The sequence below is a fragment of the Halorientalis salina genome, from assembly GCF_005049285.1.
Lineage (GTDB): Archaea > Halobacteriota > Halobacteria > Halobacteriales > Haloarculaceae > Halorientalis > Halorientalis salina.
In genome coordinates, this window is record NZ_SOSC01000005.1 from 68522 (window position 1) to 84357 (window position 15836).

A 15836-nucleotide genomic window follows, 5' to 3' on the forward strand; every position below is an offset into this window, starting at 1 on the left:
TGTGTACCGCTACGATCGCCCGCAATTGGGCGATCGATGCGGAATTGATCTACAGCAGTCCGTATGAGTCAGGGGTCCTCGCGGCCGCCGTCGGCCTCCCAGCGGTGGCCGATGAGCCGGTCGATCTGGTCGTCCTCTTTCCACTCGCCGAGTTCCTTCGGGTCGACGTGGACGAACACGTCGTCGACCTCCGGGAGGTCCCTGATGGATTCGATGACGGCCGTCTCGATGTCGTGGGCCTCCAGCAGCGTGCGCTCGCCCTCGACCTCGATGTGCAGGGACACGTCGATCTCCGGGCCGACGTAGTGGGCGATGACGTCGTGGACCCCCTCGACGTCGGGATGAGCCAGCGCCCGGCGGAGGATCTCGGCGCGGAGTTCCTCTGGCGGTGCGGCACCGACGAGGTAATCGAGGTTGTCCCGGACCACTTCGACGCCGGTGACGAAGATGCCGATCCCGACCAGGATGGCCGCCAGCGGGTCGAGCAGCGGGAACCCGGCGGCGGCACCGAGGACGCCGACGAGCGCAGCCCCGGCGGTGAGGATGTCGTTGCGGTTGTCCATCGCCGTGGCGATGACGGCCGGCGAGTGTTGCTCACGACCCTTCTCGAAGCAGTAGCGATAGAGCAGGTACTTCGCGACGGCCGACCCCGCCAGCACTGCGATCGCGACGGGATTGCGAGTGACCGTGACGGACCCGCTGAGGAGCGTCGTCACGGCCTGCCAGACGACGACGCCCCCGGCGGCGAAGATGCCGAGCGCGATGAACAGGCCGACGAACGGTTCGATGCGCTCGTGGCCGTGCGGGTGCTCGAAGTCCGGTGGGCGGGTCGTCAGGTAGAGTCCGGCCAGGATGACGACGCTGTAGACCGTGTCGGCGAGGCTGTTGACGGCTTCGGACCCGACGGCGAGGCTCCCGGTGACGTACCACGCGCCCCCTTTGGCCAGCACCAACAGCAGGTTGACGGCGAGGACGACGAGTCCGACCCGCCGAAGCGCCGAAGACCGGGCCATGACCACCCCTTCGGAACGGGGGATTAAAAGTCGCTCGTGGCAGTTCGCCGGTCATACTGCCGGACAGAAATTTTCGCAACCGATGGTTGTCGAGCGGACAGCAAGCCACGCTATTTCGGCCTGCACATCGATCCGGTGTTCACGTACTTCTGTCCGGCAGTATCAGTCGACGACGACCGCCTGCTCCTCGCCCGGGACAGTAACCCCGTCCTGCTCGGCGAACGCGTCGTGGAGCCGTTCCCAGGTGTCTTCGACGGCCTCGACGATGACCTTCGTCTCGCTGATGACCGGCATGAAGTTGGTGTCACCCTCCCACCGCGGGACGACGTGAGTGTGGAGGTGGTCGTCGATGGAGCCGCCGGCGGCCCCGCCGCCGAGGTTGAGGCCGGCGTTGAACCCCTCGGGGCGGAGCGCGTCCTCCATCGCCTCGAAGGTCCGCTGTTTGAGCCTGGCGTGGTCGAGTAACACCTCGTCGCTCAGGTCCCGGTAATCACCGGTGTGTTGATGGGGAATGACCATCGCGTGGCCCGGGTTGTACGGGTAGTTGTTCAACAGGACGAACGCGTGGTCGCTCCGGGCGACGAGCCGGTTCTCGCGGTCCGCCCCCCAGTCCGGGAGTTCACAGAACACGCACTCCTCGACGTCGGGGTTCTTGTCCGGCTGCTCGATCCAGTCGATACGCCAGGGGGCGAACACCTGCTCCATACGGAACCTGGAACCCCGACTGGGATAATGGCCACGGACACCGGGCTCCCAACCGAAATCAGAAACTGAGAACCGAATCCACCGTTCCAATCCCGACCCACCGGACAGAATCAACCATTGAAACCTCAGTTCTCGATTCGGCGCAATACCACTTATAAAACATTCGGCCGTTTTCATCGTTGGGAGTTAGACGAGCGGTTCAGAGTGGCGCTTAAACGATTTCGCCGGCTCTCAGCCCCTTAAAGAGTGGAATCGACAGACAGCGATCGAAAAACGGTATGAACGGAGCCGAACGGAAGGGGGTTTTTATGCAGTATACCCCCCTCTATGCTGATGTGATGTCAGCCACAGATGGGTCGTTCGACGGGATGGCCGAACACTGCGAACACTGTGGACGAGAAACGCCACACGACGTCTCCGTCCAGATCATGACGGAGAGTTCGCGTCCCGAAAACGCGGAGTACTCGCGTGAACCCTACCGGGTGAGCGAGTGCCGGATCTGCGGCAGTCAGACCGCCCTCCGCATGAACAACGCCTGAGACGGCTGTTGGAACTGGCTACCGCGACGACCACCCGAGAGCGGGCGGTCGATGCGGCAATTACGTACAGCAGTCCGTGCGCGCTGACATCCAGAACATCCTTTCCCTTCCCCCTTCGAGACGCCACCGGACAGCCGCGTCTGTGCTCTCCGACTACAGTTCGGTCGTCACTTCACAGCCGTCCTCGGTCACGATGATCGTGTGCTCTTTCTGACTGACGAGGAACCCGTCCTGCTCCTTGAGAACGGGGTAGCCGTGGAGGATGTCCTGTTGTTGCAGGCGGCGAATGGCCATCTCGGCTCGTGAGGTGTCGAGCCAGCGGGTCGCGAAGGGGAGCGTTCGGAACTCGTCGGTGATCTGTTCGAGCGCCTGTCGGGCCTGCCGGTTGCGGACCGATCCTTCGTTTTCGAGCGCGAAGATCTCCTCCTCGCTGCCCTCCCGGACCTTTCCGCCGCCGTCGGTTGCGAAGGGTTCGATGGCGACGACGTCACCGACCTCGAATTCGATACCCTGGTCGACCGCGCGGTTCGGGATGTTCGGCGGCGTGTGCTGTTGCCAGTGACCGAGGCCGTGGCCAGTGAGGTTCACGACCGGGTTGAACCCGTAGCCGTCGATGATGTCCTCGATGACCGCGCCCACCTCGCCGGTTTCGACGCCGGGAGCGACGGTGTCGAGGGCGGCGTTCAGTGCTTCCTCGCTGGCCTCGGCGAGTTCCGGGTTGCCCGAGAGGTCGACGGTGACAGCGGTGTCGGCCAGCCAGCCGTCGACGTGGACACCGATGTCTAAGTTGACCATGTCCTCGCCGAACGTGCTGGTGTCGTCGACGCTGGGCGTGGCGTGGGCCGCCTCCTCGTCGATACTGATGTTGACGGGGAACGCCGGTTCGCCGCCGAGTTCGCGGATGCGATCCTCGGCCCACTCGGCGATTTCGAGGTGGCTGGCACCGACCTCGACTTTCTCCGCTGCCTCGTTGCGTACCTGCGCGAGGATCTCTCCTGCCTCCCGATGTTTCTCGTACTTTTCGGCGTCGAGGTCCACGTCTGTCATACCCGCTCGTTCGGCGAACGGTCCCAAAGGACTTGTGTTCGGGGCGGACCGGAGCGGTAGCGAACGAGCGTCGGCTTTTCCCGAGTACTTCTGGACGAATTCACATACCCTGGCCGGTTTCGAGTGGGAGAGAAATAACCGCTACGAAAGTTGTCGAGAGTTTCCCGCGAAGCGGTAGGCCTTTTAGCCCGACGTGTGAAGTTCGGCCATATGTCCTACGAGAAGGTCGACGTACCCGCGGATGGCGAGAAAATCGAGGTCGTAGACCCGGACAACGACGAACTCGACGTCCCGGAGAACCCGATCATCCCGATCATCTACGGGGACGGAATCGGCGTCGACGTCGGACCGGCAGCACAGAAGGTACTGGAGGCCGCTGCAGAGGCGACCGGTCGCGATATCCACTGGATGCGCGTTTACGCCGGCGAGAGTGCCCGTGAGCGGTACGACGAGAACCTCCCGCAGGAGACCGTCGACGCGATCCGGGAGTTCAACGTCGCCATCAAGGGACCGCTGACGACGCCGGTCGGGGCGGGCTTTCGCTCGCTGAACGTCTCGCTCCGGAAGCGACTCGATCTCTATACCAACGTGCGTCCGACATATCACATCGAGGGCGTTCCCTCCCCAGTCAAGCGCCCGGACCAGATGGACATGGTCACCTTCCGGGAGAACACCGAGGACGTCTACGCCGGCATCGAGTGGGAGGCCGGCACCGACGAAGCAGAGCAGGTTCGGGAGTTCGTCGAAGACGAGATGGGCTTCGACAGCACCATCCACGACGGCCCGGTCGGCATCGGCATCAAACCCATCTCCGAGTTCGGCACCAAGCGACTCGTCCGGAAGGCCATCGACTACGCCCTCGAAAACGACCGCGATTCGGTCACGCTGGTCCACAAGGGCAACATCATGAAGTTCACCGAGGGCGCGTTCCGCGACTGGGGCTACGAGGTCGCCGAAGAGGAGTACGGCGAGAACGTCATCACCGAGGACACCCTTTGGGAGGAACGGGACGGCGAACAGCCCGAAGACGCAGTCGTCGTCAACGACCGGATCGCCGACAATATGCTCCAGCAGATCCTCACGCGCACCGAGAACTACGAGGTGCTCGCCCTGCCGAACCTCAACGGCGACTACCTCTCGGACGCCTGTGGCGCACAGATCGGCGGCCTGGGCATCGCCCCCGGTGCCAACTTCGGTGACGGTCGCTGCCTGGCCGAACCGGTCCACGGCTCGGCACCGAAATACGCCGGTCAGGACAAGGTCAACCCGACCGCGATAATTCTCTCCGGGAAACTCATGCTCGAATACATGGGCTGGAAGGACGCCGGCGAACTGATTCGTGACGCCGTCGAGGAGACGATCAAATCGAAGCACGTCACCTACGACATCGAGCGCCAGATCCAGGGCGGCACCAAACTCGCCTGCAGCGAGTACGCACAACGCGTCGCCGACAACATCCACGACCTCGCCTGACCCGACCGACCCCGCTTTTTCGCGCTGACCGACAGTAGACAGTCGCTACTCCTCCCAGTCCGGATTCGGCCGCGGCGGCGCGAAGACGTCGAGTCCTCTGACCGGTTCGTCCCCGCGGTTGACCGCGGCGTGGGGTTCCTCGCTCGGAATCCCGAAGGACTCGTTGGGCCCGATGACGTACTCATCGCCACCGGACTGCGTCCGGTTCCCGGAGGCGTCCTCCGACGCCTCCCCGACCTCGAAGACCATCGTCCCCCGGTAGACGAAGCCCACCTGTTCGTGCTCGTGGCTGTGTTCAGGCACCGTCGCCCCCGGTTCGATGTGAAAGTGCTGGACGCTCATGCGCTCGCCGGCGACCAGTTGCGTCAGGTGGACGCCGTCGACGACTTCGACCGTCTCGCTCGCCGCGAGTGGCATCGAATCCATGGGCCGGTTCATCGAACGGCGTCCACCTAAGCGTTCCGTGGACCGGGACAGTCGCGGTCGGCGAACCGTCCCCGGAGGATTCAATGGTCGGCGACCCCCACACCCGGCCATGTACGCCGTCGTCGGGTGTAGCGAGTGCAGCGCCCTCTGGGTAGTCGAGGGACGCCCCGAACGCAGCGAGTGTCCCCAGTGCGGGACGACTCGCCAGTACGCCAAACGCAAGCAGTTCGTCACTACCGAGGACCCCGACCACGCACGCGAAGCGCGGGCGGCCATGCTCGCCAAGCGCCAGGGCCACGAGGACGCCTTCGCCGAACTCGACTCCTTTTCGGAGATGGACGCGTACGTCGACGAGGTGGGCGTCGACGACGAGGAGTACCTCGAAGGTTCAGGGATCGACACCGACGAGGTGAGCGAGGCCGCCGAGCGCGTCGAGCGGGGCAGCGCCGGGAGCGGCGGCCAGAGCCGCAAAGAGACCGTGCTGGCGGGCCTCCGGGAACTCGATCGGCCGACCGAAGACGACGTGGTCGGCTACGCCACCGACCGGGGCGTCCCCGCCGACTACGTCCGGGACGCACTGGAGAAACTCACGCGGCGAGGCGAAGTGACCGAGAGCGGCGGGACCTACCGGCTGCTCTGAGTCGCGGTTTCGGCGAGCGAGAGAACCACATAGAAACTCCCTACCGTCCGTTTTGGAGGTTCTAACCGGACAAACGGACTGTGGCATTTATCCCGAGCGATGTGGGCAAGCAATCATGGAGGACCGGGAACGCTCGACCGTCACGGTCGCGGTCTACGGGCTGTGGGGGTTACTGGTACTCGGTGCGCTCGCGGTGTTGATCGACGTGGCACTGGCACGGCCCAGGGTGCTCGGTATCCGCTTTGCGCGCGTCGGTCAACTGCTGTTGTTCCTCGCGTTCGCGGTCGGCGCGGCGGGCTTCGCACAGGTGGGCTACCCGCGGTACACGCTGGGCTTTGCCTTCCTCGCAGCGGGGTGGGGATTGCTGTTCGTCGACTGGTTCCTGGGCGAGCAACTGGGCGAGTGGTTCGTGCCGGGCCTGCTGGTGCTGTTCGTCGTCGGCATGTCGATCCTCCTGGTCGGCATGGTCTCCGACGAAGAGGCACAGGAAGTGCTACTATCGGTCCCCGACCCGCTCGAAGACGTGGTGTGAGTCGGGCTACCCGCGGCCCCGGTTACCGCCCGAGTTCCTCGTGTGCCGAGGAGAGGTGACTCGACGCCAGCGCGCCGAGCAGTGAGAGTTCACCCGCCAGTGCGGCCGTGGCGATGACTTCCGCGAGCGCGTCGGCGTTGCTCCCGGCGGGGTCGCCGCCGCCGCGAACCCCGACCACGTCCAGCGCTTCGACCTGCGTGGGGAGTTTGGTCCCGCCGCCGACGGTCCCGACTTCGAGGCTCGCGATGGTGACGCTGGCGTACAGTCCCTCCTCGCGGGCTTCGACGGTCGTGATCGCGTTCGAGCCCTCGACGACCTGGGCGATGTCCTGGCCGAGCGCCAGGAACGAGGCGGCGATGACGTTCGCGGCGTGGGCGTTGAAGCCCAGACTCCCCGCCTTGGCCGATCCGACGAGGTTCTTCCGGGTGTTGGCTTCGGCGATCGCGTCGGCGGTCGTCTTGAGTCGGTCCTCGACCTGTTCGTGGGGGATGAGGACGTCGGCGGCGACGGTCCGACCGCGGCCCTCGACGGCGTTGATGGCTGCGGGCTTCTTGTCGGTACAGAGGTTCCCCGAGAGCGCGACCAGCGAGGCCGGCGTCTCGGCCTCGACCAGTTCGGCGGCCTCCTGGGTCGCGATGGTCGCCATGTTCATCCCCATCGCGTCTTTCGTGTCGTAGACGAACCGCAGGAAGACGGAGTCGCCGACGACGTAGGGCGTCACGTCGGTCAGTTCGCCGTGGCTCGTCGTCGACTCGGCTGCCTCGGCGAGCGCGCCGACGTTCTCGCGCGTCCAGGCGGCGACTTCGGCGGCCTCGCCCACGTCCTCGACGCTGAAGACGGGCGCGCGAGTCATCCCGTTTTTGAGGACCCGAGCGGTCGCGCCGCCGGCCGCGCTGATGGCCGAACAGCCCCGGTTGACGCTGGCGACGAGCGCACCCTCCGAGGTTGCCAGCGGCAGGTAGTGGTCGTCGTTCGTGGCCTCACCATCGACCGGGACCGGGCCGACGACGCCCATCGGGACCTGCGCGCCGCCGATCATGTTCTCGATGTTCGGTTCGGCGGCCTCGGCGTCGAAGGCGTACTCGCCGACGGTGTCGAGGTCGGCGTCGGTCTCGGCTTCGAGCAGTTCCCGGCGGGCGGCGGCCGCCGTCTCGTGGTCGGCGTGGGCCTCCAGTTCGTGGAGGCGCAGGTCGCCCTCGCGGACGCGGTCGGCGAGGTCACTGGCGTCTGTCATGCCTGGAGCGTCACGGGCCGGCCTCCTAACAGTTGCCGATTCTCACAGGAGACCGGTGTGGGCGACCCCACACCGGACGCGGTGCGTTGTCGCAACGACGTTTCGGGCGGTTCGTGGGCGAAAGGACACCCGTTGCGACGACGGTGTGGCACGTCGCGCTGTCGCCGCAGACTGCCCTTGTCGGCGCGCGGTCTTGACCCCTCGTGGTTCGTGTGACGTGACGGCACAACCGCGGGCGTCATCGGGATTCCAGTCGCGGTTCGCCTTCGGGGACCCGGAAGGCGGCGAGTTCCTCCTTGCTCGCGTTCGCCGAATCGACGGTCTTGTCGACAGCGTAGGCGGTGAACTCGCAGGCGTCGGGCGTGAACTCGGCGACGGCGTAGCCGTGGTGTGACCCGTCGAAGAATTCGAGGTGTGGGTTCCGACCGAGAATTCCGCGTTCGACCAGCGAGGTCGGGACGTCGACGTCGCGCATCGCCAGGATCTCGGCGAGGTTGGCGCTCGTGATCGCCGGCGTCATGAACTCGACGCCGACCCGGCCGTCGGGGTCGGTCTCGCCGTCGTAGTCGACACGCATGTACCCCGCCAGGGCAGTGTGGAGGTCGCCGGTCAGCGCGACGAAGTTGTCGACGTTCTGCTCGTCGAGATAGCGCATGAGGAGGCGGCGCTCGGTCTCGTAGCCGTCCCAGGCGTCGGCGTTGTCGAACCGCTGTTGCCCGTTGTACTCGGTGTCGAGGCGCATGTTCAACACCTCGTTGGCCCAGGCCGTCCAGGTCGTCGCGTCGTCGGTGACCGCGTCGGCGAACCACTCCCGCTGGGACTGTCCCAGCATCGTGTGCTCCAACTCGACGCTCCCGAGAGCCGAGAGGGCGGCCTCGGAGACGTCGACCTGCGGGTCCCGGTCCGGCTTCGAGCGGAACAGGCGCTCGTCAGTCACCAGCAGGTCTACCAGGTCGCCGAAGCGAAAGGATCGAAAGAGACGCAGTCGATCCTGCAGCGAGTCGGCGTCGGGGTCGTACTGCACCCGGACCGGCATGTACTCCCACCAGGCCCGCATGCCGTCGGCGAACAGTTGCCGCATGAACTCGGCGTCGTCGTTCCGCGGATGAGCGCCGTCGCCGGCCCTGGGTCGGTCCGCCTCGTAGTCCCAGTAGCGGTTGTCGACGATCTCGTGGTCGTCCCAGGTGGCGATCATCGCGTACCGAGCGAGTGCTTGCTGGAAGAACCGGTCAGACCGGTAGGTGCGGTGGAGATACCGGTAATCCTCCAGTCCCCAGGCCATGCGTCGACCGCTCGGCAGGCGGATCCGTCGGCCGTCGAGCCCCAGGTGGCCGGCCCACTCGTAAATGATATCGCCCAGGTGCAACAGGAAATCGAGGTCCTCGTCGGCGAGGTGGTGGAACGCACCGTAGTACCCCTCCCGGTAGTCCTGGCAGGTCGCGACGCCCAAGCGGACCCGCTCCGGCGACGCGGTCGGGCGGGGCAGGGTCCGACAGCGACCCACCGGGCCGTGGACGCCGTCGTAGACGAACTGGTAGTAGTACTCCCGATCCGGTTCGAGCGCGCCGGCGAGGTCGACTTTGACGGTGTAGTCCCGGCCCGGCAGGCCCCCGGTTTCGACCGAGCGGAGCGGTCCCAGCCGGTGGAAGCCGCCGGTCGCGGCCATCCGCAGGGTCAGCGGCGCGGACCGACTGTAGGCGTCGGGGTCGATCCGCGTCCAGAGGACGACGCCGTCCGTCGTCGGGTCACCCGAGGCGACGCCCTGTGGGAACACCCGGTCGGCTTCGGGGTCAGGGTCGACCGGCTCGGACTGCCCGGAGAGGGCCTCGGTCGAAAGCGATTGCCCGGACGGATCGGGACCGAGCGCGTCGACGAGGAGTGCCCCGGCGGGGACACCCCCGATCGACCTGAGCACGTCGCGGCGACCGGGGGTCGGTTCCTCGGTCACGCTCCCACCTCGGCCGGCGGTACCGAAGACTGAGGACTGCCCATCGGGAACACTGGTACGACTGCGAGCCAAAAATAAACGGGGGTGACTTACAACCCGGCCGAGACTTTCCACTGGGTCGTGATCTCCAGCGGCGGCCCGTCCGAGGAGGTCTCGATCGATTCGGTCGCGTTCCCCGTCGTGCCGTCGGTCGCGTTCGCCGATTCGTCGTCGGACGTCTTTGATTCGACCGCCATGTCGACGTACTCCCAGCTGAAGTTGTGGTCGGCGTTCGCGGCGTTGAGTCGTCCGCCCACGCGGTACCAGCCTTCCTCGAAGTCCGTCAGGTAGCGGTTGCGCTTCTCCGGTTTCGTGAACAGCTTGTCCCAGTCCGGGGGCGTCGCGCCCGGCGGATCGTCCCGGTAGCGCTCGGCGGACCCGAAGTAAAAGACGCCGACGTCGACGACGTCGGCCTCGTACTCTGAGACCTTGTCGCCGTTCTCGTCCCACCACTGCGAGTAGTCGCCGCCGCGCCACTTCGCGCGGCCGTTCCGACCCTCCGGCGCGTCCTCGGCACCGCCCTCCCCGCGACCGGTCGCGCCCGTCTCGTTCGACTGAGCGCGGGCCACACCGATCGGTGCGAGGCTGGACAGCGCACCCCCTGGCGCGTTCAGCGCACCCTGCGTGTCGAGCCTGACGCGTGACTGGACGACCGGCGTGTCCTCGATTTCGATGATGAGTGCACCGTCCTCGAAGTAGATGGACTCGAACACCTCCGACTCCCGGGGCGGCGCCCCCGACGCCGACCCCAGACAGCCCGCTGTTCCCACTGTCCCCCCGACCACGACCCCGCTCGCAGCGAGGAATCGACGGCGTTTCATACGTATTTACGTCCGGAAGGACTCAGACATACTTTAATCCACTGGATAGACTGAAATCAACACCCTCGGCGCTCGCCGGAACGGTTAGGTCGCTACCGGCCCCCGTTCCGATATGACAGCGGCCGCCGATCGAATCTTCACCGACGCACGAGTCCACACGCTGACCGACGCCGACGAGTCGGCCAAGGCCGTCGCCGTCCGCGACGGGGAGATCGTCCGGGTGGGCAGCGCCTACGAGGTCGCGTTCCTGGAAGGCGTCGACACCGACGTGATCGAACTCGACGGGCGCGTGCTGGTCCCAGGCTTCGTCGACGCCCACACGCATCTCGCACTCCTGGGCCACTACCGGGTCGACGCCGACCTCTCGACGGCCGGGAGTCCCGGCGACTGTCGCGACGAACTGCGGGGGGCGGCCGACGCCCGTGAGGAGTGGATTCTGGGCTTTGGCTACGACGAGAGCGGTTGGGACGACGCCGGGTATCTCACACGCGAGGACCTAGACGCCGTCAGCGAGCGGCGACCGGTCGCGGCCTTCCGCGAGGACCTCCACCTGGTCTCGCTCAACAGCGAGGCCTTCGAGCGCGTTCGCGAGTCCGTCCCCGATGAGAACGTCCATACCGCCGACGGGGAGCCGACCGGCGTTCTGACTGAAGCCGGGACCGACGCCGTCTGGGACGCCGTCGGCCTGACGCGGTCGGCAGCGGCAGATCTGCTCGTCGCCGCCCAGGAGCGCGCCCACGCGGTGGGCATCACGACGGTCCACGACATGGTCCGTCGCCGGCCGATTCCGCGGGCCTACCACGACCTCGAACGGCGCGGCGATCTCACGCTCCGGGTTCGATTGAACTACTGGGACGACTACCTCGACGCGTTCGAGGCGACGGGACTGGCACCGAACCACGGGAGCGACCGCCTTCGCACGGGCGCGATCAAAACCTATTGCGACGGCAGCATCGGGAGCCGAACCGCGAAGCTCTCCGAGCCATACGCCGACGCCGGCGGGGAGGACGACGAGGACCCCACCGGCCAGTGGCTTCGGACGCCCGAGGACCTCCGGGCGTTCGCCGAGCGCGTCGACGACGGGGGCCTCCAGGCGGCAGTCCACGCCATCGGCGACGAGGCCATCGAGGCGACGCTCGACGCGTTCGAGGACGCCGACGGACGGGCCCGCCACCGCATCGAACACGCCGAGGTCCTGACCGGCGACTTGATCGAGCAACTCGGCGACTCGGACCTGGTCGTCTCCGCCCAGCCGAACTTCCTGAAGTGGGCGCGCGAGGACGGACTCTACGACGCTCGGCTGGGCGTCGAGCGCCGCGAATCGACGAACCGCTTCGCGGACCTCCTGGACGCGGGGGCACACCTGGCGTTCGGGAGCGACTGCATGCCGCTGTCCCCGCTCTTTGGCATCCAGCAGGCCGTTACTGCACCCAGGGACGGACAGCGACTCTCCGTGACCGAGGCCATGCGGGCGTACACGCGAGGGAGTGCCTACGCCGGGTTCGACGAGGAGCGACTGGGAACCGTCGAGGTCGGCAAGCGAGCGGACTTCGCGATACTGGCACGGTCCCCGTGGGAAGTCCCCGACGAGGAGATCGCCGACATCGCGGTCGAGATGACCGTCGTCGACGGTGAGATCGTGGCCGATTCCCGCGACGGGACCGAATCGCGATAGCGGTACTACCAGGGAACGCACGGATTAGTCTCGTTCGACGCGGCAATACCTGCCCTGAAACCCACCATAGGCGAATATTGAAGGCAAAATCTTTTCAATACGCGAGTCCGTTAGTACAGATACTCAACAGGGTGGTCGACCGTGCCGGAAATGGAAACAGCCCAATTCGAGACTGACCTCAGTCTCTTCAAGTACGACAATTTGGAACAGCTCCCGCCAGCGTATCGGGACCTGGACGAGGACGAGCGCTCCGAGCGCATCGAGGCCGCACTCGACGAACTCGGCGACGACGTAGTCATCCTCGGCCACAACTACCAGCGACGGGAGATCGTCGAACACGCCGACTTCATCGGCGACTCCTACCAGCTCTCGAAGGAGGCGGCCAACGCCGACGCCGACTACGTGATCTTCGGCGGCGTCACGTTCATGGCCGAATCGGCGGACATCATCACCGACGACAACCAGTCGGTGATCCTCCCGAGCATGGAGGCGTCCTGTCCGATGGCCGGGATGGCCGAAGCGCTGCAGGTCGACGCCGCCTGGGCCGAGATCACGGCCGAGACCGACGACGACATCATCCCGATCACCTACATGAACTCGTATGCGGACCTCAAGGCCTTCTGCGCCGAGCAGGGCGGCCTGGTCTGTACCTCCTCGAACGCCCACAAGGCCTTCGAGTACGCCTTCGAGAAAGGGGACAAGGTCCTCTTTCTCCCCGACAAGCACCTGGGGACGAACACGGCCCACAGACTGGGGATGGAAGACGAGATCGTCGAGTGGGACCCCTGGGACCCCGAGGGGAAAGACGCCAGCGCGGCCGCCGCCAACGACATCATCCTCTGGGACGGCTACTGCCAGGTCCACGAGCGGTTCCGCGAGAGCCACATCGAGGAGATCCGCGAGGAACACGACGACGTCAACGTCGTCGTTCACCCCGAATGCCGTCGCGAGGTCGTCGAGGCCGCCGACGTGGCTGGCTCGACCTCGACGATCTGTGACGTCGTCGAGAACGCCGATCCCGGCGAGAAGTGGGCCATCGGCACCGAGATCCACCTGGCGAACCACCTCAGCCGCTGGCACCCCGAGGTCGAGGTGTTGCCGCTCTGTGGCGACGCCTGTATGGACTGTAACGCGATGCGTCAGATCGATCCGAACTACCTCGCGTGGGTCCTCGAAGAGCTCGTCGAGGGTCGCGAGCGCAACGTCATCCAGGTCGCACCGGAAGAGAAAGAACTCGCACAGGTCGCCCTGGACCGGATGCTGGAAATCTAACGCATGAGCGAGAACACCACCGATGTCCTCGTCGTCGGCTCCGGTATCGCCGGCCTCGCGTCGGCACTCGCCGCGGCCCGCGAAGGGGCCGAGGTCACCGTCGCGACCAAAGCGACCCGTCCCGAAGGCTCCTCCTCGTGGTGGGCCCAGGGCGGCATCGCCATCGCGCGGGACGACCCCGAGCAGTTCAAAGCCGACATCGTCGAAGCCTCCAGCGGAACGGCCGATCACGAGGCCGTCGACGTGCTGGTCGACGGCGCGAACGACGCGGTGCGAGACGTGCTCCTCGAAACCCTGGACGTCGAATTCGACGAGGCAGAGGGCGACGACGAGTTCGACTTCGGCCGGGAGGCCGCCCACTCCTCGGACCGCATCTTACACGTCGACGCCTCGACGGGCAAACACATCCACGTCCCCTTCCTGAACTACCTCGACGACCACGAGCACGTCGAAATCAGGGACGACACCGCGGCGCTGGAACTCGTCCGCCACGAGGGACGCGTCTACGGCGCGATCCTCGAATCCGACGGGGAGTTCGAACCGTACTACGCCGGGGCGACGATCCTGGCGACGGGCGGGATCGGCGACCTCTACCCGCGGACGACCAATCCCGACGGTTCGACCGGCGACGGCATCGCCATGGCCGCGCTGGCAGGGGCCGAGGTCACGGACATGGAGTACATCCAGTTCCATCCAACTGTCTGCGTGGCAGGCGAGGCGCGAAGCGCCTCGAAGCGAAGCGGCGACGCCGCGGAGCGCGACAGTCCGTTTCTGGTTTCCGAGGCCGTCCGCGGCGAGGGTGCGGTACTCCGGAACGGCGACGGCGAGCGGTTCATGCCCGACTACCACGCGGACGCCGAACTCGCGCCCCGCGACGTGGTCGCACGCGCGGTCAAAACCGAACGCGACGAGACGGGCGAGGTCACGCTGGACGTCTCCCCCCTCGACTTCGAGGGCGAGTTCCCGGACCTCGTCGACAAATGCGAGGACCACGGCGTCGACTGGGAGGACGGGATTCCGGTCGCGCCTGCCGAGCACTTCCTCTGTGGCGGCATCGACGTGGACGACCGCGGCCAGTCTTCGCTCGATCGCCTCTACGCGGTCGGCGAGTGTTCCCGGACGGGCGTTCACGGTGCGAACCGACTCGCCTCCACGTCGCTGCTGGAGGGACTGGTCTGGGGGCTTCGCGCCGGCGAGGATGCTGCTGGGAACGACGTCGAGACCATCGAGGCCCCGGAACTGCTGGAACGCGACCCCGAACTCCCCGAGAACTTCGCTCGCGAGAAGTTCCACCGCCTCCGGCGCGTGATGGACGAGTACATCGGCCTGGAGCGGGACCCCGACGACCTCACTCGGGCGATGTCCGTCCTGCGACGGCTCAAAGGCGAGGTCGACGCCTACACCCGGACCCGGACCTCGCGGTCGCTGTACGAACTCCGGTCGGCGTCGGTTACATCCTTACTCATCGCCCGCCAGGCCGCCGAGAACGACCGATCGGTGGGCTGTCACCACCTGGTCGAGGACGAGCAGGACCCCGCCGAATCCACCGCCGACGACTGATGATTCCCGACTCGAAAATCGAAGCGTGGCTCCGGGAAGACGTCGGCCATCACGACGTGACAAACCAGGTCCCCGGCGAGACCACGGGCCGACTCGTGGCCAAAGAGGCGGGCGTGGCCGCCGGCCTCGACGCCGCCGTGGCCGTCTTCGAGTACCTCGACGTTCTCGCCGAGCGGCAGGTCGAGGCGGGCGACCGCATCGACGCCGGCGAGACCGTGCTGTCCGTCGAGGGGGCCGCCCGTGAGATCCTCCGGGGCGAGCGCGTGGCCGTCAACATCGCCGGCCACGCGTCGGGTGTCGCCACGCGGACCCGTCGGGCCGTCGATGCCGCTGCGAGCGAGGGCGAGGACGTAGCCATCGCCGGAACCCGGAAGACGACGCCCGGGCTCCGCGGCATCGAGAAGCGCGCAGTGGTCGCGGGCGGCGGCGACACCCACCGGCTGGACCTCTCGCACATGGTGATGGTCAAGGACAACCACGTCGCCGAGATGGGGATGGAGACGGCCGTCGCCCACTTCCGCGAGCGCGCCTCGTTCGCGACGAAGATCGAAGTCGAGGTCGAGACACCCGACGACGCGCCGCGAGCGGCCGAGGCCGGCGCGGATATCGTGTTGCTCGACAACATGACGCCGGGCGAGACCGCCGAGGCGATCGAGCGACTTCGAGCGACCGACGCCGACGTGCTGGCGGAGGCGTCCGGTGGGATCACCATCGAGGACGTGCCCGACTACGCTAAGACTGGCGTGGACGTGATTTCGATGGGGAACCTCACCCACTCGGCGAACACATTGGATTACTCGTTCCGGACCGGATGACATCCTCCGCGCCGTAAACGGAGAGGGATCGAAGATCCCTCAGGCAGCCGGGCAAAGCCCGGCGACGGCGCGGTTTCCTCCGTGGGAGTCTCAGCCG

General features: G+C 66.5%; 15 protein-coding genes. 8 read left to right on the forward strand and 7 right to left on the reverse strand.

The window, feature by feature from the left end:
- Positions 1–68 precede the first annotated feature (68 nt).
- Entirely contained in the window at positions 69–1013 is a 945-nt protein-coding gene (locus E2481_RS11105; protein ID WP_136717222.1) for a cation diffusion facilitator family transporter, read from the reverse strand.
- A gap of 162 nt (positions 1014–1175) precedes the next feature.
- Positions 1176–1718, reverse strand: coding sequence for an HIT family protein (locus E2481_RS11110; RefSeq protein ID WP_136717223.1), 543 nt, complete (start codon positions 1716–1718; stop codon positions 1176–1178).
- A 338-nt stretch (positions 1719–2056) separates the two neighbouring features.
- On the opposite strand from E2481_RS11110, the gene E2481_RS11115 reads away from it, so the two are divergent.
- Positions 2057–2257, forward strand: coding sequence for a DUF7835 family putative zinc beta-ribbon protein (locus E2481_RS11115; RefSeq protein WP_136717224.1), 201 nt, complete (start codon positions 2057–2059; stop codon positions 2255–2257).
- Between the two features lie 153 nt (positions 2258–2410).
- On the opposite strand, the gene map is transcribed toward E2481_RS11115, so the two are convergent.
- Positions 2411–3304, reverse strand: a complete 894-nt coding sequence (map, locus tag E2481_RS11120) for a type II methionyl aminopeptidase (protein ID WP_136717225.1) — start codon at positions 3302–3304, stop codon at positions 2411–2413.
- Positions 3305–3514: 210 nt separating this feature from the next.
- Between map and icd the strand changes: the two genes are divergently transcribed.
- Positions 3515–4777 carry an isocitrate dehydrogenase (NADP(+)) gene (gene icd / locus E2481_RS11125; RefSeq protein ID WP_136717226.1) on the forward strand — a complete coding sequence of 421 codons (1263 nt, stop codon included), beginning with the start codon at positions 3515–3517 and terminating at the stop codon, positions 4775–4777.
- Positions 4778–4822: 45 nt separating this feature from the next.
- On the opposite strand, the gene E2481_RS11130 is transcribed toward icd, so the two are convergent.
- On the reverse strand, positions 4823–5203 hold the full coding sequence (locus tag E2481_RS11130; protein ID WP_136717227.1) for a cupin domain-containing protein: 381 nt from the start codon (positions 5201–5203) through the stop codon (positions 4823–4825).
- Between the two features lie 109 nt (positions 5204–5312).
- On the opposite strand from E2481_RS11130, the gene E2481_RS11135 reads away from it, so the two are divergent.
- On the forward strand, positions 5313–5843 hold the full coding sequence (locus E2481_RS11135; RefSeq protein WP_136717228.1) for a DUF5817 domain-containing protein: 531 nt from the start codon (positions 5313–5315) through the stop codon (positions 5841–5843).
- Positions 5844–5958: 115 nt separating this feature from the next.
- Positions 5959–6375, forward strand: a complete 417-nt coding sequence (locus tag E2481_RS11140; protein ID WP_136717229.1) for a hypothetical protein — start codon at positions 5959–5961, stop codon at positions 6373–6375.
- Between the two features lie 22 nt (positions 6376–6397).
- On the opposite strand, the gene hmgA is transcribed toward E2481_RS11140, so the two are convergent.
- The 3 genes from hmgA to E2481_RS18710 all read right to left on the reverse strand — a co-directional run bounded on the left by hmgA (position 6398) and on the right by E2481_RS18710 (position 10417).
- Positions 6398–7609 carry a hydroxymethylglutaryl-CoA reductase (NADPH) gene (gene hmgA, locus E2481_RS11145; protein WP_136717230.1) on the reverse strand — a complete coding sequence of 404 codons (1212 nt, stop codon included), beginning with the start codon at positions 7607–7609 and terminating at the stop codon, positions 6398–6400.
- 238 nt (positions 7610–7847) lie between these two features.
- Entirely contained in the window at positions 7848–9557 is a 1710-nt protein-coding gene (locus E2481_RS11150; protein WP_169302426.1) for an alkaline phosphatase D family protein, read from the reverse strand.
- An 89-nt stretch (positions 9558–9646) separates the two neighbouring features.
- A complete protein-coding gene (locus E2481_RS18710; RefSeq protein ID WP_169302427.1) occupies positions 9647–10417 on the reverse strand; it encodes a hypothetical protein in 771 nt (256 codons plus the stop codon).
- Between the two features lie 112 nt (positions 10418–10529).
- Between E2481_RS18710 and E2481_RS11155 the strand changes: the two genes are divergently transcribed.
- The 4 genes from E2481_RS11155 (at position 10530) to nadC (ending at position 15739) form a co-directional block, all read left to right on the forward strand.
- Positions 10530–12092, forward strand: a complete 1563-nt coding sequence (locus tag E2481_RS11155) for an amidohydrolase (RefSeq protein ID WP_136717232.1) — start codon at positions 10530–10532, stop codon at positions 12090–12092.
- Positions 12093–12242: 150 nt separating this feature from the next.
- Positions 12243–13364 (forward strand): quinolinate synthase NadA, encoded by a 1122-nt coding sequence (gene nadA, locus E2481_RS11160; protein ID WP_250137799.1) that lies wholly within the window; start codon positions 12243–12245, stop codon positions 13362–13364.
- A 3-nt stretch (positions 13365–13367) separates the two neighbouring features.
- Entirely contained in the window at positions 13368–14924 is a 1557-nt protein-coding gene (locus tag E2481_RS11165; protein ID WP_136717234.1) for an L-aspartate oxidase, read from the forward strand.
- Complete coding sequence (gene nadC, locus E2481_RS11170; RefSeq protein WP_136717235.1) at positions 14924–15739, forward strand: carboxylating nicotinate-nucleotide diphosphorylase; 816 nt, start codon at positions 14924–14926, stop codon at positions 15737–15739. The genes E2481_RS11165 and nadC overlap by 1 nt, the downstream gene beginning before the upstream one ends.
- Positions 15740–15836: the final 97 nt, after the last annotated feature.

What these genes read in the sequence shown, in the direction of transcription:
- E2481_RS11105 (WP_136717222.1), bottom strand. Translation starts at nt 1,013, where the DNA reads ATGGCCCGGTCTTCGGCGCTTCGGCGGGTCGGACTCGTCGTCCTCGCC.
- E2481_RS11110 (WP_136717223.1), bottom strand. Translation starts at nt 1,718, where the DNA reads ATGGAGCAGGTGTTCGCCCCCTGGCGTATCGACTGGATCGAGCAGCCG.
- E2481_RS11115 (WP_136717224.1), top strand. Translation starts at nt 2,057, where the DNA reads ATGTCAGCCACAGATGGGTCGTTCGACGGGATGGCCGAACACTGCGAA.
- map (WP_136717225.1), bottom strand. Translation starts at nt 3,304, where the DNA reads ATGACAGACGTGGACCTCGACGCCGAAAAGTACGAGAAACATCGGGAG.
- icd (WP_136717226.1), top strand. Translation starts at nt 3,515, where the DNA reads ATGTCCTACGAGAAGGTCGACGTACCCGCGGATGGCGAGAAAATCGAG.
- E2481_RS11130 (WP_136717227.1), bottom strand. Translation starts at nt 5,203, where the DNA reads ATGGATTCGATGCCACTCGCGGCGAGCGAGACGGTCGAAGTCGTCGAC.
- E2481_RS11135 (WP_136717228.1), top strand. Translation starts at nt 5,313, where the DNA reads ATGTACGCCGTCGTCGGGTGTAGCGAGTGCAGCGCCCTCTGGGTAGTC.
- E2481_RS11140 (WP_136717229.1), top strand. Translation starts at nt 5,959, where the DNA reads ATGGAGGACCGGGAACGCTCGACCGTCACGGTCGCGGTCTACGGGCTG.
- hmgA (WP_136717230.1), bottom strand. Translation starts at nt 7,609, where the DNA reads ATGACAGACGCCAGTGACCTCGCCGACCGCGTCCGCGAGGGCGACCTG.
- E2481_RS18710 (WP_169302427.1), bottom strand. Translation starts at nt 10,417, where the DNA reads ATGAAACGCCGTCGATTCCTCGCTGCGAGCGGGGTCGTGGTCGGGGGG.
- E2481_RS11155 (WP_136717232.1), top strand. Translation starts at nt 10,530, where the DNA reads ATGACAGCGGCCGCCGATCGAATCTTCACCGACGCACGAGTCCACACG.
- nadA (WP_250137799.1), top strand. Translation starts at nt 12,243, where the DNA reads ATGGAAACAGCCCAATTCGAGACTGACCTCAGTCTCTTCAAGTACGAC.
- E2481_RS11165 (WP_136717234.1), top strand. Translation starts at nt 13,368, where the DNA reads ATGAGCGAGAACACCACCGATGTCCTCGTCGTCGGCTCCGGTATCGCC.
- nadC (WP_136717235.1), top strand. Translation starts at nt 14,924, where the DNA reads ATGATTCCCGACTCGAAAATCGAAGCGTGGCTCCGGGAAGACGTCGGC.